Here is a 25,754-nt window from a genome sequence, read left to right on the forward strand (position 1 = left end):
ATTACACCTTAGGTTTAGGTAGAGCTGCTGTAAACATCATTTCCACTTTCCAATTTGGATTAGCCAATTTGGATTCGACGCAGGCTCTAGCTGGCTGGCGGTCTTCTACTACCCATGCGTCCCATACTTCGTTTAGTTGATCGAAGTAACTCAAATCAGAAAGCCAAATTTGAACCGATAGAATGTGTTCTTTAGAGGAGCCAACATCGGCTAATAAAGACTCAATGTTAGCTAATATCTGTTGTGTTTGAGTCTTTGCGTCCGCGTAGTAGTCATCAGCTACTTGTCCTGCTCCATATACAGTGTTTTCATGGATTACCAATTCACTCATACGTGAATTGCTTTTATGGTAGCGAATGGTCATTTTATTCTCCAAGGTAGTGTGGTGAGTCGTTATTTATATTCGTCAAACGCATCAAGTGTTTCTTGCAATGTACGACGTGCACCCGATTGTAGATACTCCATGGCATTCAGAGCGGATTCATGAGCTTCTGTGCCTGAACCAGCAACACAATCTTCAATAACACGGCAGAAATAATCAGATTGATGGCCATCTACAAAGGTGTAATGAACGCAAACATCGGTTAAGCCGCCACAAAGTAAGAGAGTGTCTACTTTTAACCCTTTAAGTAAAATTTCAAAATCGGTACCAAAAAATGCGGAGTAACGACGCTTTTTAATAAGATAGTCATCTTCTCTAAAGCCGGTGATTTCTACTGCAATTTCAGTATTAGGGTTGCCTTCGATGCAATGTACACTTTCGCTACCATCTAATTCTCGACCAAAATCTACTAGGTTTGGACGATGTACTTCCTGTATGAAAATGACAGGAATGCCCTGCTCTCTAGCTTTATCTATGGCAAGCCTCGACTTGGCTAATCTCTCTGTGTAGTTAGGCATATGAGGAATAGCCCGGATATCTTGTGGAATAAAAGCGCCGGCTTGGATATCAATAACGATTAGAGCTGGTCGGCCTTCGATAAGTTTCTTTTTTTGAGGGTTTGAATTCGTCATAAAATAGTCTCTTCAATTTGAATGTTTATTGTTTGTTTCATTGGATACTGAAACTAATTCTGATTGTTTTGTTTAATTTTTAAAATATTAACTTTTTTATATTTATATTTTAAAAATGTATTGTTTTTAGAATGGCCACCAAGCTATTTTTCTTGCAACGTGGCAGCAGTAAATAAAGTTTCATTGAAAGTGTTTTTCATTAGGCGTGCTTATATTATGAGATTGCCCATGATAGTCATAATAGGGAGCGCAATCATCAACCTTAAAACCCAAATTACGAAGAGTCGCCAAACGTTAAGTCCAATTTGGGCTTTCATCATTATGAGGGCCACTTCTGATAAGAAAATAATAGAGTTAACAGTAACGCCAGCAATAACAAATCGCGTTAATTCACTTTCAATGCTAGAACCTATAATAACGGGCATTAACAAATCGATGAAACCTGACATAATGGCGATGGCAGCGGCATCCGCTTCAGGCAGTTGTAGCAATTCTAAAATTGGTACAAGAGGGATCGAAATGTATGACATTATATTGGTGTATTCTATTAAGGAGAGCCCTAGAACACCGACAATCATCATGGAAGGGTATACCGTAATCGCGAGATCGGTTGCCGTATAGACACCATCAGAAATCTGTTTTGATATTGGATCGGCACTTTTAGCACGTAGAAGGGCTCGACGGAATGCCCAGCCAAATAGAGACTCTCCCTCTTCTTGAACGTTGTCAATATTTGGGCGCTTGACTCCCTCCATGTATTCGCTTGGAATATTACGAAGAGGTGGCAATCGAGGAATGATTAAAGCACAGCATATGCCAGCCAAAACCACAGAAAAGTACCAAGGAATAAAGAAATCTTCCATTTTTACAAACTTCAACACCACGTAAGAGAAGCCTACAGATACGACCGAAAAGCTTGTCATAATGGCAGCGGCTTCACGTTTTGTGTAATGGCCACCTCGGTATTGTTGAGTAGTCAAAATGACACCTAAGCTGGTAGCAGATAACCATGATGCCATGCTGTCGATAGCAGCGTTTCCAGGCAAACCAAATGCTTTACTGAAGGTTTTATTTAATAGAGTACCTACGAATTCCATTAAACCAAATTCAGTTAAAAGTGGTAACAAGATAGCACTCACAAAATACAGTGCCAGTAGTATTGGTGCGACTTCGTTTAAAAGTATGCCACCTGTGTATTCGCTCCAAATCCATTCTGGTCCTACTTTGAAATACACTAGGACCATTGTGATAGCCCCTAGAATTCGAACAATAGACCAAATCAAACCTGGTTTAAATATGTTTATGATTCGATTAGTGCTATTTGGCCATAAGTTGAAAAGAGTGATTGTTAAGCTAATGACAGAGGGGATGACAGCAACAATAAGAGATATGGCCAGCATATATGGCGATATCATATCATTTAAAGCATCGATTAATACCGCGATAGGGACAGTGAATCTATCTTCAAGTTTAATGGGTAGCATAAAAAGCATAGCCCCAATTAAAGAGGGTATTATGAATTTCAATACTTCTTGAGTGCTAAATTTCTCTACTTTTTTGTTCATTGATAACTCTCATTTATATTTTTTGTTAGGAATTCTATTTTCAATAGTTGCCTTCCTTGCTTTCCTTGCCTTCCTTGCTTTCCTTGCTTTCCTTGCTTTCCTTGCTTTCCTTGCTTTCCTTGCTTTCCTTGCCTTCCTTGCCTTCCTTGCTCAATCTATTATTCACAATTACAATACAATGTAGAATATTGTTTTTTTTATATATCCATAAGTAAAAAATAGTGTGTTTTCAGGAACGCTTAGCTTTTAAAAAAGTTGAGAATTCTTTAAACATATTAACTCTGTGCTTAAAATTTCAACCAACTATCATTTTTACTGGAAAGTGGTAAACTTTATCGTACCTTTCTATAGGACGACGCAATCGAAAGTGATTCTCAGAACAAAAATATAATTTAATGAGTTGGGAGTGTTATGTTAAGACATTTATACGATGTGGATATAAAGCTACTTAGAGTATTTTATGCTATTTATGAATATGGTGGTTTTACTCAGGCTCAACTGGCTTTAGGGATTAGTCAGGCCAACATTAGTGCAAAAATGTCTAAGCTAGAAGGACGATTGGGCGCAAGGCTTTGCGAGCGAGGCGCTTCTGGTTTTAAGCTCACAGAGGATGGAGAGACTATTATTGCTGCTTCCGAACAGTTGTTTTCTGCACTGGATGAATTTCAGAATGTTTCATCCAGCTTGGGCGGGGAACTAACGGGGACTCTTAATCTAGGTATCATTGACAACGCTATCAGTAACTCTAACTCTCATGTGGATGTTGCCATTGCAAACTTTATAGAATCTGCCCCATCCGTGCATATTAATATCACAATTGGTGATCCTTCCGAGCTAGAATCTAAATTATTGGATGGTAGCTTACACGTTGGGATAGGCCTGTTTAACCAACTAAATATATCCTTGGAATATAAGAAACTATACTCTTCACAACATGCTCTTTTTTGTGGCTCGAAGCATGATTTTTTTAACCTAGATGATAGTGAAATCACCGATCTAGAAATTGCCAATTCTAGGTGCATTGATAGAGGGTATTTGGAATCCATTAAAGGGTTAAAATTGGACCTTAATCTACATACAGAGAAATCTAACTCCCATTATAATATTGAAGGATTGGCGCTATTAGTGTTGTCTGGTCAGTATATTGCGAACCTCCCAGTACACTTTGCTTACCCTTGGATTCGTTCAGGAAAAATGCGAATCTTGAAGCCTGAAAGCACCATGGCGAGTGCTGATATACTGGCCGTCTATAAAGCTGGAAAATCTTCGTCTAAAGTGATAGAGCATTTTATTTCTGAACTGGAACTTAGTCATTCTTTATAGCTTTATGGTTGAGAATAATAAAGTTGGAAGTAATGGGCTTCCATCTTTGAAAAATAAAGACATTGGAGTCAGTAGGGTAATATCATTGAGGTAGGTAAATACACACTTATTCCAAGCCTTAAAACTAAATGCGTGATTGTCATGGATAATGCCAGTTTTCATAAACGAGTGAAAAGGCTTCTGAATAGGCATGGTAATCGACTATTATTTTTACCACCTTATAATCCTGACTTAAATCCTATTGAAAAGAAATGGGCAAAAGCTAAGTTTCTACGCCAAGGTTGGATGGAGAATAATTATCTAAACTATTTCATGATATGTGATGTACTTCTTTCATCTTGGATTGACTATAGTGAGCTATGCGGAAGAAGCCGTAGAGATAAACTTGGTAAACTAACGACTCGATGAGGAGTTTACCGTGACCAAGAAAATCAAAACTTACAGCACAAAACTTACAGCAGAAGCCGTTAAGAAGATAGCAGACAACAACGGCAATATTTCAGCCACTGCCAAGCAACTTGGTATAGCGATGCAAACGTTACCCAACTGGCAGAACAAAGCCAATCAAGGCAAGCTTTTAGGAACTGAGCAGTATGACCTTGAGCTTTTGGCTATACTTAGCATGTGTTAAAGATCTCTACACCAAAGAGCTTGTTGGATATGCCATAGGTAAGCGCATGACCGCCGATTTAGTCTGTCATGCACTGAATATGGCAATTAAGAATAGAAAGCCAAGGGCTGGTTGTGCATTCTAATAGAGGCAGCCAGTATTGCAGTCATGCCTATCACAAAATTATCAAGCAGCATCATTTTAGAGCTTCAATGAGTGGTAAAGGCAATTGCTTTGATAATGCTCATATAGAAAGCTTCTGAGGTACGTTAAAAAATGAGCTTGTATACCATTAAAAATATAAAACAAGGTTTACAGCGATCAACGAGATCACACAATACATAGAGCTTTATTACAACCAAACTAGGATTCAAAAGGGTTTAGGCTATAGGTGGCTAAGGCAGATGTGGTTTGACCTTTATTGTCAGGCTGCGTAACTAAAATCTCCCAAGTTTAACTGTACAGATTTGACAGCAGGGGTCAATACTGAAGAAAGGTATTCACTTATATAGCTGTCCAACCACCGTCAACATTGATGGTTTCACCATTTACAAAACTAGCAAGATTTGATGCCAAATATAATCCTGCTCCCGAAATATCTTCCGACTGGGATAACCCGTTCAGCAAAATTCTACTATCGACATCTTTTTTAAAAGCTTCATCTTTAAACATTTTTCTGTCAGCTCAGCTTCAATGAAAGTCGGTGCCACAGCATTAACGCGTATACCCTCCTTTGCCCATTCTACAGCTAGAGCTTTTATTAGCTGAACTAGACCTCCTTTACTTGCACAATATGCTGCACGCTTTACGTAACCTATAAATGCCAAATATAGGTTGAGATATTGAAACTATCTATTTGAAGCAATTGCTGCAGCTTTCAACCAAAGGGCAGCTTTCCCCAAAGAACGTTGTTTATGCCAAATTATTTCTAATGCAACTGGCCAATCGTGCTGATCAAAAGCCAATGTTGGTGCAACTAGATAACCATTTTTTAGTGCACTAGCAACCACATGCTCAGGTACAAATGCCCAACCTAAATTGCATTTTAGCAATTCAACGATTACCCACTGACTCTCAACCCACCAAACATCTGAAGCTACTCGCAACCGCGCTTTTTCTTCACTATGACTACGTGTGGATACCATTAATTGCCTATAACGCTTTAACTCTTCCCATTCTACAGACTGTTGGGCGAGTTCATGCTCTGGTGCACATACCAGTATCAAGGATACCCAATCAAGCGTATGAAAGTTTAACACTGAAGGCAGTATTTCTTGACGCCACATAATGCCTAAATCAGCACGGTTTTCTAACACTAAACTGCTGACATCTTCCATCGAAGGGAACAAGAGTTCTAGCTCTACACTAGGGAAATGATAGGAAAACTCTTTCATTAAAGTACCAAGTTGCTCTTCGGGGTAAAGCTCATCGACTGCCAGTACCAACTTTCCTTCCACCCCATCGCTCAAACTATGCGCAACTCCTCGAAAGTATTCACAACGCTCAATTATAATTCTGGCCTCTACCAGAAGTTTTTCTCCAGCTGGAGTCAGTTTTGGATAACGTCCGCTACGTATAAATAAACTATTATCCAAATCAGTTTCCAGATTGGAGACAGCGGTGCTAATAACAGACTGGGCTTTACCCAGCTTACGCGCAGCAGAAGAGAAAGAGCCTGTTTCTACAGTCGTTACGAAAGCTTTTAGTTGCTCTAATGATACGTCCATCTATCTATATATCCTATAGGACCTTACTTTGTTATCTTATTTTAACAGATACAATAAGTTGATAAATTACTAAAACAAGTTAGAGATATTTATGCGTACTACTAAAGATCGTATTCGTCATACTTTAGGTTTTGAGTTAATTGGTCTAGCGGTTCTAGTAACCCTAATCAGCTGGTTGTTTGACTTCAACATGCATGCGATAGGCCCTATTGCAGTCTTTGGCTCTATCATAGCAACCATTTGGAATTATTTTTATAACCTACTATTCGACCATTTTATGTTGAAGCGATATGGCGATGTTCACAAGACTCTACCGATGCGGGTTCTGCACGCTTTTATGTTCGAAGGGGGTCTACTAATATTGTTCTTACCAATGATTGCATGGTACTTAAGTATTAGTCTTTGGCAAGCTTTCATCATGGATATCACGATGGCTATTTTTTATTTAGTCCATGCGTTTATCTATAACTGGGGCTACGATAAGATCTTTGCTATCCAAAAAACATCATCCCAATCTAAGACATAGATATTACAAAAATAGACGATCTATAATGTATATCTAGCACTAGTAGTTCGATACCTGTATAGCGCACTAACAACGAATAGAATACTTATGATAGATACATTACGAAGTACATTTTGACTGTTTTAGTGAACACAGCCACCAATGCCATTAGCTTACATACTAACGAAATATGACTTCGCCACTCTATTGGTGCTTAGTATCGGTACAAAATCTTAGTTTTCAGAGAAAACTAAATATATTGAAGTATAGGTTGAGATATTGAAACTATCTATTTAAAGCAATTGCTGCAGCTTTCAACCAAAGGGCAGCTTTCCCCAAAGAACGTTGTTTATGCCAAATTATTTCTAATGCAACTGGCCAATCGTGCTGATCAAAAGCCAATGTTGGTGCAACTAGATAACCATTTTTTAGTGCACTAGCAACCACATGCTCAGGTACAAATGCCCAACCTAAATTGCATTTTAGCAATTCAACGATTACCCACTGACTCTCAACCCACCAAACATCTGAAGCTACTCGCAACCGCGCTTTTTCTTCACTATGACTACGTGTGGATACCATTAATTGCCTATAACGCTTTAACTCTTCCCATTCTACAGACTGTTGGGCGAGTTCATGCTCTGGTGCACATACCAGTATCAAGGATACCCAATCAAGCGTATGAAAGTTTAACACTGAAGGCAGTATTTCTTGACGCCACATAATGCCTAAATCAGCACGGTTTTCTAACACTAAACTGCTGACATCTTCCATTGAAGGGAACAAAAGTTCTAGCTCTACACTAGGGAAATGATAGGAAAACTCTTTCATTAAAGTACCAAGCTGTGCATCGGAATAAAGGTCATCAATAGCTACTACAAGACGCCTCTCTATTCCTTCTCCTAAGCTTTGTGCAACTCCTCGAAAATGCTCATAACGCTCAAGTATTACCTGAGCTTCCATTAATAATCTTTCTCCAGCTGGGGTCAGTTTTGGATAACGTCCGCTACGTATAAATAAACTATTATCCAAATCAATTTCTAGATTGGAGACAGCGGTGCTAATAACAGACTGGGCTTTACCCAACTTACGCGCAGCAGAAGAGAAAGAGCCTGTTTCTACAGTCGTTACGAAAGCTTTTAGTTGCTCTAATGAAAAACTCATCTATCTGTATATCCTATAGGTTCCAACTTGGTTATTAAACTTCCACAAATACAATAGTTCGATAAATAAATTATTTATTTACCTACGAGGCTTAATGCGTACTACTAAAGATCGTATTCGCTATAAGCCAGGATGCAAGATAATAATGGTTATTTTATAGTTTTTTTATATCTTAACCAACATTTGTTCTTGCGAAGATATTTCATATCAATCACAAAACAATCTAGGAGTAAGAAAATATGTTGAATTTTATCGTACCACCCAAGCAAGGAATACCTTTCATTAGTGTGCAGACGATGGCTAAAGTAATTTCCGATTATGGTGTTGAGCAATGTATCACAGATTTAGTAGATGCTTTAGAGCAAGATTTTCTTAGGTGGGAAAAGTTTGAAAAGTCTTCTCGTTTTGCATCACATTCTAAAGATGGTGTTATAGAGTTAATGCCGGTAAGCGATGGGAATATGTTTGCCTGTAAATATGTAAATGGTCATCCAATCAATACTAAGCGAGATTTGCAGACTGTGGCGGCTATGGGAATCTTGTCTGATGTTGAAACTGGCTACCCTATTTTACTTACAGAAATGTGTATTCTTACAGCATTACGTACCGCGGCTACATCAGCTATGTTAGCCAAATACTGTGCCCCTAAAGAGGCTGAGACACTGGCCTTGATAGGTAACGGAGCTCAATCTGAATTCCAAGCATTAGGTATGAAAGCAATAATAGGAATTTCCGAAGTTCGTTTATATGACGTTGACCCAGCCGCATCGAAGAAAACTGCTGATAACTTATCAAATTCAGGTTTAAAAATAGTTATCTGTAATACGTTAGAGGAAGCGGTTCTAGGTGCAGAAATTATTACTACATGTACAGCAGATAAAAGAAATGCAACGATTCTACGAGATAACATAGTTACAGAGGGCGTGTTCATTAATGCAATAGGTGGTGATTGTCCTGGTAAGACAGAGCTAGATAAGAACATATTAATGAGAGCAGATCGTGTGATCGTTGAGTTTGAACCTCAGACACGTATTGAAGGTGATATCCAACAACTATCAAGCGACTTTCCTGTTGTCGAATTTCATAGAATTCTTAAAGGCGAAGTACCTGCTCGTACCTCAGCTAATGATCTTGTAGTGTTTGATGGTGTAGGATTCGCATCAGAAGACTTCACAGCTTTGGTCTTCTTACGAGACTTGATTAGCAAACAGAAAGGATATGAGCTTTTAGATATGATCGCTCAACAGCCTGATCCTAAAAATCTTTATTCAATAGTAAATAACTACAGCAAAACGCCAGTTCCTGCTATGGCTTAATCATCGTCTATTGATACAAAATAATATTATTTTTCCACTATTTTGTATCAACTTTTAAAAAAATGATAATCGCTATCTTTAATCTTATATGCGAAAAGCATTCTACAAAAAGTGTAAAAACTAATAAATAAATTCTGAAACCTAATAATCAAGGACGATATTAATGATAAAAGAAGACAAAAAAATACCGTTTTTTTTGGCATTAATGCCAATTTTAATAATGGTATCTGCCATGATAGTTACCATCGTAGTATTTAAGGGTGCGCCCCATATTCCACTGGCTCTAGGTACAATTATCGCATCATTAGTAGCTTGGAAACAGGGTTTTAGTTGGAAAAAAATAGAGGATAGTATTTATGATGGTATTCGCTTAGCACTACCCGCTGTAGTAATCATAATTTTAGTTGGTATGATTATTGGTTCTTGGATGGGAGGAGGTATAGTAGCTACTATGGTTTACTACGGTCTCAGCTTATTAAGGCCTGATCTATTTTTAGTATCTATAACACTGATGTGTGCTGTAGTTTCTATAGCAATTGGAAGTTCCTGGTCGACAATGGGAACAATAGGAATTGCTGGGATGGGCATAGGTGCTAGTATGGGAATTCCAGCTGGAATGGTAGCTGGTGCAGTCATATCTGGAGCTTATTTTGGCGACAAAATGTCTCCTCTGTCAGATACAACCAACCTGGCTGCTGGACTCACAAATACTGACTTATTTGTCCATATTAAAAACATGGTTTATACCACTGTTCCAGGGATTTTGATTGCACTAATAGCTTATTGGTACTTGGGTTCTAGCTTTGTAAGCACTGAAGCTGAGCTGACAAACATCAATAATACTATGACATTAATTCAGGATAGTTTTTTTATATCACCATGGCTTTTACTGGTGCCTCTAACAGTTATTATTATGGTTGGTTGCAAAATACCTGCAATACCAGCTCTAACTTTTGGCGTGTTTCTTGGTTTTCTTTGTCAAATCTTTGTACAAGGAGGTACTGTTGCATCTTCCATTAGCGCCTTGCAAAACGGTTACATAATTGATACTGGTAATACCTTTATTGACTCCTTGTTTAGTCGTGGTGGAATTGAGTCAATGATGTATACGGTGTCCCTGACTATTGTAGCAATGACCTTTGGAGGTGTTCTTGAAAACACAGGCATGCTCAAATCTATCGTAGAAAAAATGTCAGGTATGACTAAATCTGCGAAAACACTTATCCCAACTACTATCGCTTCTTGTTTTATAACCAATGCAACTTGTTCTGAGCAATACATCTCTGTTGTTGTACCAGCACGTATGTTTTCTAGTGTATATCGTGAACGTGGCCTAGATTCAAAAAACCTTTCAAGAGCTTTAGAAGATGGAGGTACACTAACTTCCGTGTTCATACCTTGGAATACGTGCGGAGTCTTTATTTTAGCAACTTTAGGTGTAGGTGTTTTAGACTTCGCTCCTTACGCCATTCTTAATTATTCTGTACCGATTATTTCAATAATATATGCCATTACAGGGTTTTCGATCACGAAACTAAAATCAGATCAGCATATTCAGTCAAAGCCAATGATTAAGGCCACTAACTAGATAGGATTCGAGGCTTATTTTATGAACTTATTTTAATAATACAAAGATATTTATGAAATAGCGGGTTCTAGAATAAGAAACTTTAAAGTCAACAAATCAACTCTCAAAAAATAATTTTTCAGGATGAAAAACAATGAAGAAAATAACCATCAAGCAGGTACTATTTTGTACTATCTCTCTGGTGTCTAGTATGAGTTGCTATGCAGAGTTTGCTGACGTCATATATAAAAATGGGACAGTTTGGACTGGCGTACCTTCTCAAACTTCAGCATCAGCAATTGCTATTAAGGATAAGAAAATTGTTGCAGTTGGTTCATCTAAAAGCTTAGCAGAATTTTCTGGTCCTAAAACACAAGTAGTCGACCTGAAAGGTACTTTCGCTATGCCAGGCTTTATTGATAATCATGTACATTTCTTCGAAGGTGGGTTTGCTCTAGCAAGTGTTGATTTACGCGACGCAGCATCACCAGAGCAGTTCACAAATCGTATTGCAGATTTCTCACGAAAAAGCCAAAAAGGTCGATGGATACTCAACGGCAATTGGGATCACGAAAACTGGGGAGGTAAGCTACCCAATAAGAACTGGATTGATAGTTCAACCAAAGATAATCCCGTCTTTGTTATTCGTTTAGATGGTCATATGGCATTAGTTAATTCTGCAGCCCTCGCTAAAGCTGGTATTACCAAGTATACAAAAGCACCAGAGGGTGGAACAATTGAAAAAGATGAAAATGGAGAGCTTACAGGAATACTGAAAGGTAATGCATTAAATCTCGTACTTTCAATCATTCCTTCACCATCAGAGCAAGAAATGTTAGAAGCGTTTAAGCTTGCCCAAGCACAAGCTTTAAGCGTTGGATTGACCAAAGTCTTCGCTATGACTGCTAATGAAACAGAAGCAACTATGCTAGATAATTTTCGTTTAGCTAAAGCACAAGGACTAATGAAGCTTAGAGCGTATGTTTATACGCCAATTGAACACTGGCAAGACTTAGACGCTCTAGTTAAGAAAGAAGGCCGAGGTGATGAACAACTTGGTTGGGGTGGTGTAAAAGGTTTCGCTGATGGTTCTTTAGGTGCGGCAACTGCTTGGTTTTACAACCCTTATTTCAACAATCCTAATAGCAGCGGTGCGCCACTTACCAACCCTACACAATTGAAAAAAATGATGTCAGATGCTATTGCAGCAGATTTACGACTAGCTATTCACGCCATTGGTGATAAAGCCATTGACAACGTACTTACTGACTATCAAGAGATTGGTGGCGACAATATTGAATCTTTACGTTTCCGAATAGAACATTTTCAACATCCTAACCAAGAAGCTATTGATACTATTGGTAAATACAAAGTTATTGCTTCTGCTCAACCATACCATGCAATTGACGATGGTCGCTGGGCCGAAGAAAGTATTGGTAGCAAAAGGATAAAAACAACGTATGCCTTCCGGAATATTCTTGATAGCGGCGCTATTCTTACTTTTGGTTCAGACTGGCCTGTTGCACCACTGTCACCATTAGATGGCATATATGCTGCTGTGACACGTCGTACTACTGATAATGTTAACCCTAAAGGTTGGTTACCTGAGGAGAAAATAACGGTTGAAGAAGCTTTGACTGCTTATACATCTGCTAACGCATATGCCGGATTTGAGGAAAAAATATCAGGAACCCTTGAAAAGGGAAAACGCGCAGACCTTGTTATCTTATCTGCAGATCCTCGTAAAGTTCTTCCTGAAAAAATAAAGGATATTAAAGTATTAAATACAGTTATTGATGGTGAAGTTGTATATCAATCTACGCAATAGATGGATTTCATGCTCAAACCTAGGTGAAGTAGGGCCATATTAATAATATGGCCTGTTTATTTAGATACTGAAAAATTTCGATCAACTTTTATAAGGCTGAAGTAGTACAACGGTAAAAATTTTACGGAGACTGTAAACATGAATGAGGATAACAAAACTGTAGAGGTTATGAGTCTAAAGCAGAATAACCTAGAAACCAGTCTAGCTCTCTATAACAATATTGGAAAAATGAAAAAAAGTTTTGTCGAAAAGCTTAAGTTAGATCTACGTATAAAAGCCAAAAATCATTCTCGAAATCTTGTTCTAAGAAATATGAGAGTAGACAATAAGTATGAGAAGTTCAGCTTTGGGAATATAAAAAACATTGGAATTATTTGTTTTGAATTTCAAGATTATTATAATAAACCAAGTTTAGGCATAAGGTTCTCGGGTAAGTACAGGAATTCTGAATATGCTAATGAACATAAAAGTAGAATAAACAGGTTATTAAACGATAATATCCAAAATAAACAGTTTAAGAGCTCTAACTGGTGGGTAGCTAAAGATAGATTTGAGCCTTTTAATTGGAGCAGCTCTAGTACGCCATGGGAAATGATGAAAGATGATACTATGGCTACAAAAATTCTAGATGAGGTTCTAGAAATTTATCAAATATTAGTTCAAAACGACTATGAAATTACGTAGCAGAATATAATTTGTGAGTTGCTATGTATGTTAAAGATTCGACAAATGGCATACCTTTCATGAACCAAATAAGGTACTTCTCCCAACTGAGATTCTTCTAAAACGTGAACTGTTCCGAGTATATCGGGATTAATTTATTGAAGAAAATCACACCTTAACAGGTCATAGCTATTTATCCTTATACTCGTCATGTCTCTCTAAATGTAAAAGTATTAATTGATTATTTTGTTAAGGTTTATAGTCGTCTTCCTTATTAGCAACAAGTATCTATGTACCTTATGAGGAAAAAGTGTAATAGGAATATGTAATTGTACCCATTTAAGCAATTCAACCTGAGGTACCCCTGTTTGACCAGGCTGTATTAGTAAGCCTTTAATCTAAACGGCAGTTACATAGAATCTAGGATAAAACCTCCAAATTAAAAAAGCCATAAAAGTCATTGCTCTTATGGCTTTACTATTTATTATATATTGAAGCTTTGAGTTAAATGAACTCCTTTAATTCAGTCAACTTGTCTAAAACCGCATCAGGTGAATATTTCACTAGCCTCTGCTCATTTTGCGCACTAGATAACACACCTAAAACTAGCCCACACCCTGTATTCTTACCTTCTTCGATATTGATACCACTATCTCCTGCTTTTAACACCTGTTGTGAATTATCAACATTGAATTGTTTCGTCGTAAGAGTAATCATATCAGGGTCTGGGCGCCCTTCATCTACATCATCGGCTATTATTGATGCATTTACTTGATTCCCTACAGACCAACCTAAGGTAGTAAAAATTTCACTAGCAGTCTTAGCATCATATCCAGTATTCAATACGACATTACGACCGCCCGCCTTCAACTGCTCGAACAACTCTGACATAGCACTATATTCTAAACATAACTCAAGCCTCGCTTGTTTATCTGACTTGCCAGCGCGCATCAGCACTTCATTGATGTCATTACATACGGTTTTATAGACCAGATTACCTTCATATACTATTGTGCCAGCTATATCAAACACCCAGAGCTTAATACCATAAAATTTATTTTTAGTACTATTTAAACTATCACTAAAGTCAGTTATCCCGTACAAAAAATCTTACTTATCACCAATCAAAGTTAATTCCCAGACATAGAGATATAATTTGGTAGTTGCTGTATACGCTTCATCCATGCCTGAATATTGAGATAGTTATCTATATCAATATTGCCTTCGTAGGCAGTTGAGATATATGGATAAACCGCGCAGTCAGCAATAGTGGGACGGCTGGCGGCTAGCCATTGGTGACTGCCAAGATGATTGTCTATGAAAGTCAGAATTTTATGTGAACGATCTGAAGCTTGCACCCAATCGCTTTCTAAACCAAACTTCTTAATCAAACGTGCTACGTTTGGGCCATGTTGTATCTCATTGGCAGCAACAGATAGCCATTGCATTACATCAGCTTGCAGATGGGCTTCGCTAGGCCACCATGCTTCCCCACCATACTTATTGGCTAGGTATGCCAATATGGCTTGTGCATCTCTTAATATGACGGATCCATCTTCTAAAATTGGAATTTCACCCAAAGGATTTAATTTGAGCATTGCTTCTGTTTTATGTTCGCCGTTCATAAAGTCAACAGGCACAATCGTTAAAGGCGTATTGATAAGCGAAGCAAATAGCCTTACTTTATAGCAGTTTCCTGATAGCGCTAAATCATACAGATTCATAATTTCTTTCCTCAGACAGTAGTTGATTAAATTCCAGTACATTTCCATCTGGATCACGGATGAATAACGTAATCCTTCTTGGACCTAGTTGCTTGGGGCCTTCTGTGATTTCGATCCCTTCTTTCAATAGCCAACTTTGCAATGCAATGATTTCATGAATGATAAATGCTGGATGCGTCATACCTGGCTTTTTAATTGGTTCATCCAGTAGAACATTTTTCTGGTCTTTTGTTTTGGCAGCATTAAAAATAAGATTAATTCGTACACCAGCCGAAGTAACCATTTCGTTCGCTTCACCTTCAGGTATGCTATAGGTTTCTCTGAAGCCAAGACGTTCATAAAATGCAATCGCTTCTCGTCGATTACTAACTCTAATACCAACATGATCGTATGCAATCGCAACTTGTGAATTTGCCTGAGATAATGTGCTCATAAATCACTTTCCTATTGATTTCGACATGATTAGTATGACACTTTGTTATTTAAAAGATAATACTGTAAATTTGATAATCATATTTTCAATAAATGAGATAGTTATGGATCGATTGCAAGCAATGTCTATATTAATCAAAGTCGTAGAACTTGGGAGCTTTTCTGCAGCAAGCAAAAGCTTGAACATACCATTACCCACTCTAAGTAGGAAAATATCTGAACTTGAAAATAAGCTGGGCATTCGGTTGTTGCATAGAACCACTAGAAAATTGTCTTTAACAGATTCTGGTTACGATTATATAAAAGCTTGTAAGAGCATACTGGAACAGGTCGAAGAGGCTGAAAGTAAAGCGAAAGGAGAGTATTTGGAACCAAGAGGTGATTTAGTTATAACAGCGCCCGTTATGTTTGGCAGGTTATATGTATTGCCAATTGTTATCGAGTTTTTGTCGTTGTATTCCAATATAAATGTACAGCTCTTATTATCAGATAGAAATATTAATCTATTTGAAGATGATGTGGATATGGCGATTAGAATAGGTAAGTTGCCAGATAGTACGATGATAGCCACTCAAGTAGGTCGTATGCGAATGGTGACTTGTGCAAGCCAGTTATTTTTAACTAATCATCGTGTAATAGACTCTCCTTATGATTTAACACAACTTTCCTGTATATCATTGAGTACGGCAATGACTACTCCCTATTGGAGTTACAAAATACCTGATTCTGAATTAACTGCTCATATAGATATATTGCCCAGACTCACGGTTAACGATAATGATTCTGCGGTTAATGCCGCTATAAAAGGTGTAGGCATCACTCAACAATTACATTATCAAGTGAAAGAAGCAGTAGATAAAGGCGATCTTAATATAATACTAACCGAGTTTGAACCTGATAAAATCCCTATACACTTGATGCATAGGACTGGAAAGTATTTACCGCAAAAAATAGTAAATTTTTTGGAATTTGCATCTCCCAAATTGATGAATAGACTCTTCGAATTATCTTGTTAGCAGATGATTACTCATCAGTAATTTCAGTGGTATAGATTTTATGGCAGGCGTTAACAACTGATAATGCTATCAAGGCTAGCATACTGAGCTATGCTAAAGGAACCTTAGAAATAAACTTGGTAGGTTTTAATCAAACACTGGTGTAAATTTTATAAGTATACCCCAGCAGAACCAGCTATTTCACCCCAAAAACCTATTAACAGACTACTTAAAACAGACTGATATAATGGAACCATCTATAACAGACTTTTGAACTATGAGACTAGTCGCTATGCTTTTTTCTATCAATAGCCTATAGCTATAGTTGAGTTTGATAGTTTCTTTTAGCACATTGTAAAAGATTGAGCTTACCCTGATATATTACGCTTTTTATCGGATAGACTTTTTAATACTCATCAGAATTTTTTGATATCTCTATAAAAAGTTAATGAGTAAGTCATGCTCTTCAATTATCAAAGCTATTTGAATCTAACTCTCAATAAAAAGACAGCTTTACTATAATAAGAAAATTACTTTTCTTATTATAGTAAAGCCGTCGGTATTGCTAAGTATTCAGCACACAACTTATTAATTTTTATGATCTTAAGATAAGTTGTTATCCATACTTTAAGTTTAATCCAAATATAGGTCGATTCTACTCTGACATCTACGATTTATTGAGCACTTTCTACTGGGTCTTGATTGAAACTCGTATTGTCTTCGTCTACCATTGTTGTATCACTAGTGACTGAGCCATCCATCATTTCATCGGTAGTGGTACTATCCATCATTGTGTCGGTAGTGGCTGTACCAGCTGGATCCATAGGACTGTTTGTATCGGCCATGTTCATATCCGTGGTTGTTTCACCCATAGTAGAGTCCGTCCCTACTTCAGCAGCAGTAGCTTCAGTCGTGTCCATCGTACTATCTGGCGTCTCTTCCACTTCATTACTACAAGCACTAAGTCCTACAACGCTGACCAGTAATGCCATCCATAGTTTACTTTGAAGTGAATGGCTAGAGATTGTTGTCTTCATTTTAATATCCTTAATAAAGTTAAGATAAACCATTAATTATGGTATTGAATATTTTTACTTAACTATTACTTTAAATGAATTCCAATATTAATACATATGCCGACTAAGATGTTTTTGTTAAATTTTAATAGCTTTTTTAAATAATATAGTTATATCAGGCTATTAAAATAAAATTTATTACAGTATTTTAAATAAGCCTTAACTTAAAAATAAAACTGTGTAATAAATTTAATTAATTACAAAAGTCTATTAATTTTACTATAAAAGCTGACAATGTTTGGCTTTTTTATGACTATATTATTAAAAAACTTACTGATTATCAATTTTTATCTATAAGCGTTTGGAATCTATAAGCTAAAAAACATATAAGAAAGTATTACTTCAGGAGCTATTTTTAGTATGGAAAGTCACCCTATATATATGCAACCGAATTTACTAGTAGATTATCTAAAACATCAGAAAAATTGCTATTTATTCTTAGATATAGACGGTACGCTTTCAGATTTTACACTAAACCCTAAAGATAGCATCGTACCATATTCAACTTTAAGTATATTACGGGAACTACAAAAACATGGCATTGTAGTCGCTATTGTAACGGGTCGCAGTCTTGTTGAAGCTAGAAGTTTACTGGCACCTATAGAGTTACCGATTGCAGCAACTCACGGTCTAGAAATAGCATTAAATAGTAGTTTTAGTAAATTCGAAGACGAAGATCTGAATGAGGTAAATACGCTTTTTATTGATACCTTAGAACTAGATAAAATAAAGCAAAATATCCTCCGCTCTTGTGCCCTCTATGACGACTTCTTCGTAGAAAGTAAACCTTATTCCGTCGCTTTACACTTCAGAAAGAATCCCGTTTTGGCTGATGAGGCTTATCGCCTGATGAAGGAAGTATTAAAACCCTATCCTGATTGGGTGTTAAAACCTGGAAAATATGTTTGGGAAGCGGTACCAAAAGGTGTAAATAAAGGGACTGCCATTCTATACCTACTAGGCAAAATAATGAACAAAGCTAGCAATGATACTTGTGCAATTTTTATTGGTGATGATATTACTGATGAAGCCGGTTTCAGAGCCATACAAGATTCAAAAAAGATAGTAGAAGGCTTAGAACAACCACCAAAAGGGCTAGGCATTAAAGTAGGAAGGGAGTCGACCTGTGCTCATTATTATGTCAACGATATTAAGGAAGTAACAAACTTACTCCGTAACCTTCTAAGTTTTTGCCAAACACGTGATAGGTCACTATCTGGAGTAATAAAAGTCAATTCTCACTATTAAGGAAAAGTTGAGGTCAATTTTATGAGTCGTTTAATTGTCTTATCAAATCGGGTTAAGGTGCTCGACAACAAACCGATGGCTGGCGGACTGGCAGTAGCTCTACAAAACGTATTGATAGGGAACTCAGTGGTTTGGATGGGTTGGAACGGTAAAGTCGTAAAGAGCGGTGATAATACTAACGGTTCTACTGGCTCATTTACTAGCCAGCCAGCCAGTTTGACAGGTGAAGGCACTTGTATTACTTATATGACCACAGCTCTTACCACTGAGCAATATAATCAATTTTACTGTGGTTTCGCTAACAATGTCTTATGGCCACTATTGCACGAACGAATCGACTTAATCAGTCAAAAATCCCAAGATTACGCAGGCTATCAAGACGTAAACCAGCTTTTTGCCAAACAATTAAAGAAAATCATTAAGCCTGACGATGTGATTTGGGTTCATGATTATCACTTTTTAAGCGTGGCATATCATTGTAGACAGCTAGGTATCACCAATCGTATCGGATTTTTCTTACATATTCCATTTGCCTCATTACGTTTTTGGCAATCGCTTGAACAAAGTTCTGAGGTCATTAATCACTTGGCCCATTATGATTTGTTGGGTACGCAGACTCAGCAAGACAGGACTCATTGCTTGAATGTCTTGCAGTATTACTTAAAAGACCATTTTATACAGGACCAGCTTGTAGCAAGCGCACCGATAAATGTGTTAGACATGAAGCGAAATTTTGCTCAGCCCTATACCTATACTAGAGCAAAAATGACGCTCGATTTAGCGCTAAAACCTCAGCACGCTTTAATGGTTGATGCTTATCCAATAGGCGTCAATGTGACACAAATTCAGCAGCAGGTTAAACACTTATCTTCCGCTATCCCCTTGCACTCCACCCCACTTTATAAAAGTAAAAACCTTACTTTTCAACAGATTATTGCAGTTGATAGGATTGATTATTCAAAAGGGCTGTTAAAACGCTTTGCAGCATATCGTGATTTTTTAGCGCAAAATCCATCGTATCAAAATCACCTGCAGTTATTACAAGTCGCCTGCCCTAGTCGTTTAGATTTGCCGACGTATCAAAGTCTTTACGATGATGTCAAAAAAGAGGTCTATGACATCAATCAGCAATATCTGTCTGAGAATAGCAATTGGCAAGCCATTAACTATAGCGAAACCGCATTGAGCCATGAGAAATTGATGACGATGTTTTGGCAAAGTAACGTCGGTTGGGTGAACTCGCTTAAAGACGGTATGAACCTGGTGGCCAAAGAGTATATCGCTGCCCAAAATCCTGATAATCCTGGTGTTTTATTACTGTCCCGTTATGCTGGAGCCGCTGAACAAATGCAGGCTGCCGTCATCATAGATCCCCATCAGCCGCAAAGCATGATAGAGGGCTTAAAAACGGCCCTCAAGATGCCGTTGGAAGAGCGTCAGTCTCGTTATCGGTCATTATTGCAAGGACTACAGAAAGACAATTTGCAGATTTGGCAGCAGAGTTTTTTGGATGATTTATACAATGAAAGCAGTAGTCAAATAAGTAGCATGGAGCCTGCCAATGTTCAAATGTCTGACTCATAAGTATAACTAGGAGACTCTGATGCGATCGACAAATATAAAAAACGATTTATTAAAAGATATTAAAGTCGCTGTCGATAAAATAATAGCTACTGACACCCAAGCAATGAGTACGCTTAATCTTACCGCTGCATTACGCCATAAAATTTTAGATATATTAGTGTCTTATAGCAAAGATATCCCTCATCCCGCAAGCGGTATGGCTGAGCATAGCGGGCTTTCAAATACTTTAATACGCTGGCAAGTTTTGGCGTATGTTGCAAGTATTGATCTAACGATTGTCAAATGGTTTGAATCGCATTTAGACGCTTTAAGTATTTTGAATGAAATTGGGTATGGTAAGGTAGCCAAAGGTTTATGGGCCGTTTGGGCAGCAGAAGGCCATCCCGACCCCCTACGTTATGAGCAAGGAAAGGCCATTGGTCACAAAGCATGGTGTTCAGGAGCTGGCATGGTAGATTACGCCCTTGTTACTTATCGCAATAGCAATAATCAATCACAACTAATGATTATAGATATGCATCAGGCAGGTATTGAAATTAACAATAGTGAATGGCAGGCAGTAGGAATGCAAGCCACAGATACAGCTACTGTGAAGTTTTGTGGCGTATCAGCGAGTTTGGTTGGAAAAGAGAATGCCTATCTAGATCGTGCGGGGTTTTGGCACGGGGCTGCAGGGGTTGCTGCGTGTTGGTATGGCGCATCAGCTTACCTAGCAAGCTATTTGACCGCTGCTTATCAGCAAAAACCGAATGACTACAAGGCCATGTATTTAGGTGAAATTGGTACTGCATTGGCAATTACTCAACAATATCTCTATTACGCCGCCGATCTGATAGACACAGAGCCGTCATTTTGCCATGAGCTTGCTATACGTCAATTGAGAGCCCAAATTGAAAAAGTCGCGCGCCACACAGTAAAGATAGTGGGTCAAGCATTGGGAGCCGCACCATTTTGCCGTAATGCTCATTTTGCAAGACTATCAGCAGATCTTCCCGTGTTTATTCGCCAAAGTCATGGTGCTTTCGACTTACAAAAAATTGGTGAGTTGACCAACCTTTTACACAGTAATTCGACTCATGGACAGGCAAACGTATGGCAACTATAGAATTAAATAGGAACATACAGCTTATCTTCAAAGATAATAACGCTAAGTCTACTACCCTGCTTCGATATCCCCATCCAATCGTAGGAGACCGTATTATTGAAGGTGCTGGTACTAGCTCAGACACATGGCAAAACTGGGCAGGATTACAAAAACTGCCTCAATTAAATATTCAGACAAGCTTCAACTCCCATCAACGCGTCTGTATCTTTGCACCGCATCCTGATGATGAGATATTAGGCTGTGGCGGATTATTGCAGCAACTAGCAGATAACGGCAATCCCATAGTCCTCATCCACGTAACTAATGGTACCCAAAGTCATCCAGACTCGAAGATTTATTCTCCAGAACAGCTTAACACCCTCCGTCCAAAAGAAAGTGTTGAAGCTCTAAAAACGTTGGGCGTGAACCATCAGGTTATGGCACTTTCTTTAAACTTAACAGATGGCAATGTATTCGCGCAGCAAACGCTCTTTTATCAGAAATTAGCGACCATCCTCCAACCTGATGACATTTTAGTCACGACTTTCACACATGATGGGCATCCTGACCATGAAGCTACAGGGCAAGTAGTCACCTCATTTGCCAAGCAACATCGCCTACGTTGCTATCAAGTACTGATATGGGCATGGCATTGGGCAAAGCCTGATGACAGTCGAATCCCTTGGCAACATACTGTAAGGTTGGACTTAACGCCTGAGCAATTAGAGAAAAAAATCAAAGCTATCCACTGCTTTAAAAGCCAAACCACTGAAGATGTAAGTACAGGCAACTCGCCTATTCTAACTAAGCAAACGATTACTCGAATCACCCAACCTTGGGAGGTTTATATATATGAACCATATCTCTAAAGAAAGCTTGGCTAATTCTAGTCAATACAGCGCCTATTCGGATTCATATTTTGACGAATTATATAATGACAATGCCGACCCATGGCAATATCAAACTCGTTGGTATGAAGAGCGAAAACGTAATACTTGCTTGGCTCTACTACCCCAACCACACTATGAACGTGCGATTGAATTGGGCTGCGGTAATGGCGTACTAAGCGAGTTATTGGCTCATCGTTGTCAGGATTTAATCAGTATCGATGGCAACCATCAAGCAGTGAAACTTGCTAAAGAGCGTTTAGCAGTACTACCTCATGCTAGAGTCATACAAGGTATTGTTCCCGATAAACTATTTTCTTTAAAAGAGTTATTGGAACAGAGAAAACCTCTATCAGAAAATACTTCAATCAATCAACCGCCCTTTGATTTGATCGTTATTAGTGAGATTTTATACTATTTGTCATCCAGTGATATTGATGTGGTCATCAACTGGGCACTACACAATCTTGCCCTAAATGGTACTCTGCTTTGCTGCCACTGGCGCTATGCTATTGATGGTTTTGCAATGACAGGTGAAAGCGTACATCAGCGTTTACATCAAACATTTATTAACAATAATGAAAATCATCACGCTTTCAATCATCAGAGCCAAATGATAGATAGCGACTTTTTACTAGATATTTGGCAACGTTCTTCCACGTCAGTTGCTATGCAAGAAAACTTAATATAGAAAACCAAAAATAATCTTAAATTATATCGGGATTGGTAGATATTATGAAAATTAGTATTGTAATTCCTGCTCATAATGAAGCAGAGACTATCGCCCAGTGCCTGGCGTCTGTACAGATTGCAATCGATCAGTTACCTTCAAATTTCACTGCTTCTGTACTGGTGGTACTAGATAGCTGTACTGATGACACATTGAAAATTGTCCAAGCGGCAGGGGTCGACTACTTATGCTGTTATTATCAGTGCGTGGGACAAGTCAGGGATATGGGCATCCGCTATGCAATTGCTCATGGGGCAACATGGCTTGCCTGTACCGATGCTGACTCAACAGTGCCTATGGATTGGTTAGTGCAGCAAATGGAACATCTTGACCAGCAGAGGGCCGATATGATTTGCGGCGTAGTGTCTATCAATAACTGGGGGCATTTGTCATCACAAACACAACAAGCTTACATTACGCATTATCAAGACAAGATGGGGCATCGACATATTCATGGGGCAAATTTGAGTTTTAGTAGTGACGCTTATTTAGCCACTGGCGGCTTTGCACCTTTGACTTGTCATGAAGATGTAGATCTAGTTAATAAGTTCGAAGCACATTGCTATGCGATTACTTGGAGCAATCGCGTCCGTGTACTGACCAGTAGTCGATTGCAAGCTCGAGCAAAAGAAGGTTTTGGTGCATTTTTAGCAAACCTTGAAAAAGTCAGCTGGTCATATTAAACCCATCATAGTTTAAAGCTATTAAAAGCTGAAATTAAAAAACATCTCTTTCACTTTCATCAGGCTTATCTACACTTTCTGTAACAGGTATTGCACTATAGGTATTACTGTTGCTTCTCTCTTCTATTATCTTTCTCTTGCTACTATTCTCGTCATGTATGAGATCAGAGGCAAATGCATACTCATTCGATATTTCTGTATTGTCACTATCGCTAAGCAAGATACTCTCCGTAGACTTGTCAAAGTTTAAGAGCAAAATATTATTTTTTTGAATATCATTTGTATGAAACATATCAAATAAAAAATATAAAAAAAATGGAATAAGAAAGAGTGCTATTAATAATCTTTTAGTCAGTGACTTAGAAGGTTGGTATTTCCATGAAAATAATGGCGCTAACAACATTAAGATGCAAACACCTAAAAGTAAAAAAACACACAAGTTTTTTATGTTTGAATCGAGTGCGCTTATCAACATAATAGACCAGTCCCAATATTATATAAGATATTAATTTGAACACTCTATTAAAATATTACTATTAATTTTCTTTCTTATCTATAATAATTACATATTATTTTTAATTATAAAAAAATATTAGTAACCAATGAGGATTTATATAACTACATCATAATTATTCTTTATATTTATTATTAGTAATATATATTTAATAGCTTATATTTTTGCAACCTATCAAAACTATGAGTATTTATGAAATTGATTTTATCCAACCTAATCTGCAGTGCTGTAAAATTATGACTACTATAAATATAAGCGGTGAAAAAATAATAATAGGAGAATAAGATGAACTGGTTCAGTATCTTTATTTACAATACGACGTGGTCCTTTGCCGTAGAAATAGTCATACGTACTGTTATCATGTTCAGTCTAGTGATTTTATTACTGCGGTTGACAGGTAAGCGCGGTGTTCGGCAACTAACTATTTTTGAGCTAACTATTATCTTATCACTCGGCTCTATCGCTGGTGACCCTATGTTCACTGAAGACTTACCGCTGATCCAAGCCGCACTTATCATGAGTATCATGCTGTTGCTTTATAGACTATGTACTTGGTTTGCCTCCAAACATAAAGCATTTGAGCTACTACTAGAGGGCAAGCCTACTTACATTGTCGAAAACGGATTGCTTGTGTTAGAAGATATCGAAAAAGGCAGGATGTCTCATGATGAGTTTTTTACTGAAATGCGTAAACAAGGCGTACGTCATTTAGGTTAAGTACATATGGGACTATTAGAAACCGACGGGGAATTTAGCGTATTATTGTTTCCAGATGATGAGACTCAATACGGCTTACCCATTTTTCCTAAAGAGTTTCAGCCAGCCCAATTTATAAAACAGGGGCATCCCTATGCTTGTACGCATTGCGGTCAAGTCGAATATATCTCAGATCTAAACAAAATCTGCGAACGTTGTCATCATAATACTGTAGGCTGGGCAAAAGCCCTCAATAATAAGATTGTGAACTAATCGTCAATGCTTGCTCACTACATCGATAATACCTTTACAAACCAGACTATAGATACTCCGTAATTTTTGCTGGGATGGCCCATTACATAAGCTGCGAAAACTATACACCTCATCTTTATAGCCAATGCAATAAAAAAACGTCCCAACTGGCTTCTCTTCAGTTTCAGAGCCTCCAGGCTTTAATAGCCCAGTACATGCCACGTGTAAATCTGCCTCGAACTTTTCTGGAGACTGTTTGACGAGCTCTTGGGTCACTTCCAAGGATTCGGGCGTATATTTGTCAATCAGCTGACTCGATATGTTTAACATATTCTTCTTAATCACCGCGTCATAACATACCAATCCTCCCATCAGTACATCGCCTGAATAAGGACTGACAGAAAAACGATGGGCAAGGTAGCCAGCGGTTGCACTTTCAATAAAAACGATCGTTAAATTCTTATCCGCCAATAATTTGACACAACTATCTGACATAACACCCTCCTTTCATGATTAGAATAAGAGTAACTCCGTATTTTTATGATTTTTCTTATAAAAAAAGAGGCC

Annotated in this window: 25 protein-coding genes and 4 pseudogenes; 16 read left to right on the top strand and 13 right to left on the bottom strand. The window is 37.9% G+C overall.

Annotated features, from left to right (window positions below; genetic code table 11):
- Nucleotide 1 precedes the first annotated feature (1 nt).
- The 4 genes from ACHEVO_RS03015 to ACHEVO_RS03030 all read right to left on the bottom strand — a co-directional run bounded on the left by ACHEVO_RS03015 (nucleotide 2) and on the right by ACHEVO_RS03030 (nucleotide 2,745).
- Nucleotides 2-364 (bottom strand): RidA family protein, encoded by a 363-nt coding sequence (locus ACHEVO_RS03015; protein WP_394123839.1) that lies wholly within the window; start codon nucleotides 362-364, stop codon nucleotides 2-4.
- A 29-nt stretch (nucleotides 365-393) separates the two neighbouring features.
- Nucleotides 394-1,014, bottom strand: a complete 621-nt coding sequence (locus ACHEVO_RS03020; RefSeq protein ID WP_394123840.1) for a cysteine hydrolase — start codon at nucleotides 1,012-1,014, stop codon at nucleotides 394-396.
- A 209-nt stretch (nucleotides 1,015-1,223) separates the two neighbouring features.
- A complete protein-coding gene (locus ACHEVO_RS03025) occupies nucleotides 1,224-2,579 on the bottom strand; it encodes a YjiH family protein (protein WP_394123841.1) in 1,356 nt (451 codons plus the stop codon).
- 40 nt (nucleotides 2,580-2,619) lie between these two features.
- A complete protein-coding gene (locus tag ACHEVO_RS03030) occupies nucleotides 2,620-2,745 on the bottom strand; it encodes a hypothetical protein (protein WP_394123842.1) in 126 nt (41 codons plus the stop codon).
- A gap of 245 nt (nucleotides 2,746-2,990) precedes the next feature.
- Between ACHEVO_RS03030 and ACHEVO_RS03035 the strand changes: the two genes are divergently transcribed.
- The 3 genes and pseudogenes from ACHEVO_RS03035 (at nucleotide 2,991) to ACHEVO_RS03045 (ending at nucleotide 4,949) form a co-directional block, all read left to right on the top strand.
- Nucleotides 2,991-3,902 carry a LysR family transcriptional regulator gene (locus ACHEVO_RS03035; RefSeq protein WP_347163321.1) on the top strand — a complete coding sequence of 304 codons (912 nt, stop codon included), beginning with the start codon at nucleotides 2,991-2,993 and terminating at the stop codon, nucleotides 3,900-3,902.
- A 105-nt stretch (nucleotides 3,903-4,007) separates the two neighbouring features.
- A pseudogene (locus ACHEVO_RS03040) lies at nucleotides 4,008-4,151 on the top strand (transposase); the annotation flags it as partial.
- Between the two features lie 169 nt (nucleotides 4,152-4,320).
- Nucleotides 4,321-4,949: pseudogene (locus ACHEVO_RS03045) on the top strand (IS3 family transposase).
- A gap of 67 nt (nucleotides 4,950-5,016) precedes the next feature.
- On the opposite strand, the pseudogene ACHEVO_RS03050 reads toward ACHEVO_RS03045, so the two are convergent.
- Nucleotides 5,017-5,339 (bottom strand): annotated as a pseudogene (locus tag ACHEVO_RS03050) (SDR family NAD(P)-dependent oxidoreductase).
- Nucleotides 5,340-5,360: 21 nt separating this feature from the next.
- Nucleotides 5,361-6,239, bottom strand: a complete 879-nt coding sequence (locus ACHEVO_RS03055) for a LysR family transcriptional regulator (RefSeq protein WP_394123843.1) — start codon at nucleotides 6,237-6,239, stop codon at nucleotides 5,361-5,363.
- A 91-nt stretch (nucleotides 6,240-6,330) separates the two neighbouring features.
- Here ACHEVO_RS03055 and ACHEVO_RS03060 point away from each other — a divergent pair, with 91 nt between their 5' ends.
- Complete coding sequence (locus tag ACHEVO_RS03060; protein ID WP_394123844.1) at nucleotides 6,331-6,765, top strand: PACE efflux transporter; 435 nt, start codon at nucleotides 6,331-6,333, stop codon at nucleotides 6,763-6,765.
- A 264-nt stretch (nucleotides 6,766-7,029) separates the two neighbouring features.
- Here ACHEVO_RS03060 and ACHEVO_RS03065 read toward each other — a convergent pair whose 3' ends face one another.
- Complete coding sequence (locus ACHEVO_RS03065; protein ID WP_394123845.1) at nucleotides 7,030-7,908, bottom strand: LysR family transcriptional regulator; 879 nt, start codon at nucleotides 7,906-7,908, stop codon at nucleotides 7,030-7,032.
- Between the two features lie 239 nt (nucleotides 7,909-8,147).
- Here ACHEVO_RS03065 and ACHEVO_RS03070 point away from each other — a divergent pair, with 239 nt between their 5' ends.
- The 4 genes from ACHEVO_RS03070 (at nucleotide 8,148) to ACHEVO_RS03085 (ending at nucleotide 13,303) form a co-directional block, all read left to right on the top strand.
- The gene (locus ACHEVO_RS03070) at nucleotides 8,148-9,224 is read left to right on the top strand and encodes an ornithine cyclodeaminase (RefSeq protein WP_394123846.1); all 1,077 of its coding nucleotides are present in this window, start codon (nucleotides 8,148-8,150) and stop codon (nucleotides 9,222-9,224) included.
- A 163-nt stretch (nucleotides 9,225-9,387) separates the two neighbouring features.
- Nucleotides 9,388-10,812: a Na+/H+ antiporter NhaC gene (nhaC, locus tag ACHEVO_RS03075; RefSeq protein ID WP_394123847.1), complete on the top strand. Its 1,425-nt coding sequence runs from the start codon at nucleotides 9,388-9,390 to the stop codon at nucleotides 10,810-10,812.
- 133 nt (nucleotides 10,813-10,945) lie between these two features.
- Nucleotides 10,946-12,619 (top strand): amidohydrolase, encoded by a 1,674-nt coding sequence (locus ACHEVO_RS03080; RefSeq protein ID WP_394123848.1) that lies wholly within the window; start codon nucleotides 10,946-10,948, stop codon nucleotides 12,617-12,619.
- 138 nt (nucleotides 12,620-12,757) lie between these two features.
- Nucleotides 12,758-13,303, top strand: coding sequence for a hypothetical protein (locus tag ACHEVO_RS03085; RefSeq protein ID WP_394123849.1), 546 nt, complete (start codon nucleotides 12,758-12,760; stop codon nucleotides 13,301-13,303).
- A 483-nt stretch (nucleotides 13,304-13,786) separates the two neighbouring features.
- Here the strand turns inward: ACHEVO_RS03085 and ACHEVO_RS03090 are convergent, their stop codons facing one another.
- The 3 genes from ACHEVO_RS03090 to ACHEVO_RS03100 are packed head-to-tail and all read right to left on the bottom strand — an operon-like array spanning nucleotide 13,787 to nucleotide 15,439.
- Complete coding sequence (locus ACHEVO_RS03090; protein WP_394123850.1) at nucleotides 13,787-14,386, bottom strand: HAD hydrolase-like protein; 600 nt, start codon at nucleotides 14,384-14,386, stop codon at nucleotides 13,787-13,789.
- 26 nt (nucleotides 14,387-14,412) lie between these two features.
- The gene (locus ACHEVO_RS03095) at nucleotides 14,413-15,006 is read right to left on the bottom strand and encodes a glutathione S-transferase family protein (protein ID WP_394123851.1); all 594 of its coding nucleotides are present in this window, start codon (nucleotides 15,004-15,006) and stop codon (nucleotides 14,413-14,415) included.
- A complete protein-coding gene (locus ACHEVO_RS03100; protein ID WP_394123852.1) occupies nucleotides 14,993-15,439 on the bottom strand; it encodes a VOC family protein in 447 nt (148 codons plus the stop codon). The genes ACHEVO_RS03095 and ACHEVO_RS03100 overlap by 14 nt, the downstream gene beginning before the upstream one ends.
- A 103-nt stretch (nucleotides 15,440-15,542) precedes the next feature.
- Here ACHEVO_RS03100 and ACHEVO_RS03105 point away from each other — a divergent pair, with 103 nt between their 5' ends.
- Nucleotides 15,543-16,454, top strand: a complete 912-nt coding sequence (locus ACHEVO_RS03105) for a LysR family transcriptional regulator (protein WP_394123853.1) — start codon at nucleotides 15,543-15,545, stop codon at nucleotides 16,452-16,454.
- 653 nt (nucleotides 16,455-17,107) lie between these two features.
- On the opposite strand, the gene ACHEVO_RS03110 is transcribed toward ACHEVO_RS03105, so the two are convergent.
- Nucleotides 17,108-17,470, bottom strand: a complete 363-nt coding sequence (locus ACHEVO_RS03110) for a hypothetical protein (RefSeq protein ID WP_394123854.1) — start codon at nucleotides 17,468-17,470, stop codon at nucleotides 17,108-17,110.
- Between the two features lie 399 nt (nucleotides 17,471-17,869).
- Here ACHEVO_RS03110 and otsB point away from each other — a divergent pair, with 399 nt between their 5' ends.
- From otsB to ACHEVO_RS03140, 6 genes are read left to right on the top strand one after another with little or no spacing between them, the layout of a single operon-like run.
- Entirely contained in the window at nucleotides 17,870-18,757 is an 888-nt protein-coding gene (otsB, locus tag ACHEVO_RS03115; RefSeq protein ID WP_394123855.1) for a trehalose-phosphatase, read from the top strand.
- Between the two features lie 21 nt (nucleotides 18,758-18,778).
- Nucleotides 18,779-20,341: an alpha,alpha-trehalose-phosphate synthase (UDP-forming) gene (locus ACHEVO_RS03120; RefSeq protein WP_394123856.1), complete on the top strand. Its 1,563-nt coding sequence runs from the start codon at nucleotides 18,779-18,781 to the stop codon at nucleotides 20,339-20,341.
- Between the two features lie 19 nt (nucleotides 20,342-20,360).
- Entirely contained in the window at nucleotides 20,361-21,446 is a 1,086-nt protein-coding gene (locus tag ACHEVO_RS03125; RefSeq protein WP_394123857.1) for an acyl-CoA dehydrogenase, read from the top strand.
- A complete protein-coding gene (locus ACHEVO_RS03130) occupies nucleotides 21,434-22,294 on the top strand; it encodes a PIG-L deacetylase family protein (protein WP_394123858.1) in 861 nt (286 codons plus the stop codon). The genes ACHEVO_RS03125 and ACHEVO_RS03130 overlap by 13 nt, the downstream gene beginning before the upstream one ends.
- On the top strand, nucleotides 22,278-23,003 hold the full coding sequence (locus tag ACHEVO_RS03135; RefSeq protein WP_394123859.1) for a class I SAM-dependent DNA methyltransferase: 726 nt from the start codon (nucleotides 22,278-22,280) through the stop codon (nucleotides 23,001-23,003). Before ACHEVO_RS03130 ends, ACHEVO_RS03135 begins: the two co-directional genes overlap by 17 nt.
- Nucleotides 23,004-23,047: 44 nt before the next feature.
- Nucleotides 23,048-23,725, top strand: a complete 678-nt coding sequence (locus tag ACHEVO_RS03140; protein WP_394123860.1) for a glycosyltransferase — start codon at nucleotides 23,048-23,050, stop codon at nucleotides 23,723-23,725.
- A 34-nt stretch (nucleotides 23,726-23,759) separates the two neighbouring features.
- Here ACHEVO_RS03140 and ACHEVO_RS03145 read toward each other — a convergent pair whose 3' ends face one another.
- The gene (locus tag ACHEVO_RS03145) at nucleotides 23,760-24,200 is read right to left on the bottom strand and encodes a hypothetical protein (RefSeq protein WP_394123861.1); all 441 of its coding nucleotides are present in this window, start codon (nucleotides 24,198-24,200) and stop codon (nucleotides 23,760-23,762) included.
- Between the two features lie 324 nt (nucleotides 24,201-24,524).
- Between ACHEVO_RS03145 and ACHEVO_RS03150 the strand changes: the two are divergent.
- Nucleotides 24,525-25,208: pseudogene (locus ACHEVO_RS03150) on the top strand (DUF421 domain-containing protein).
- A gap of 3 nt (nucleotides 25,209-25,211) precedes the next feature.
- On the opposite strand, the gene ACHEVO_RS03155 reads toward ACHEVO_RS03150, so the two are convergent.
- Nucleotides 25,212-25,682 (bottom strand): CinA family protein, encoded by a 471-nt coding sequence (locus tag ACHEVO_RS03155; protein WP_394123862.1) that lies wholly within the window; start codon nucleotides 25,680-25,682, stop codon nucleotides 25,212-25,214.
- Nucleotides 25,683-25,754: the final 72 nt, after the last annotated feature.

Origin of the sequence: Psychrobacter nivimaris (assembly GCF_043419765.1) — a bacterium.
Taxonomy (GTDB): Bacteria; Pseudomonadota; Gammaproteobacteria; order Pseudomonadales; family Moraxellaceae; genus Psychrobacter.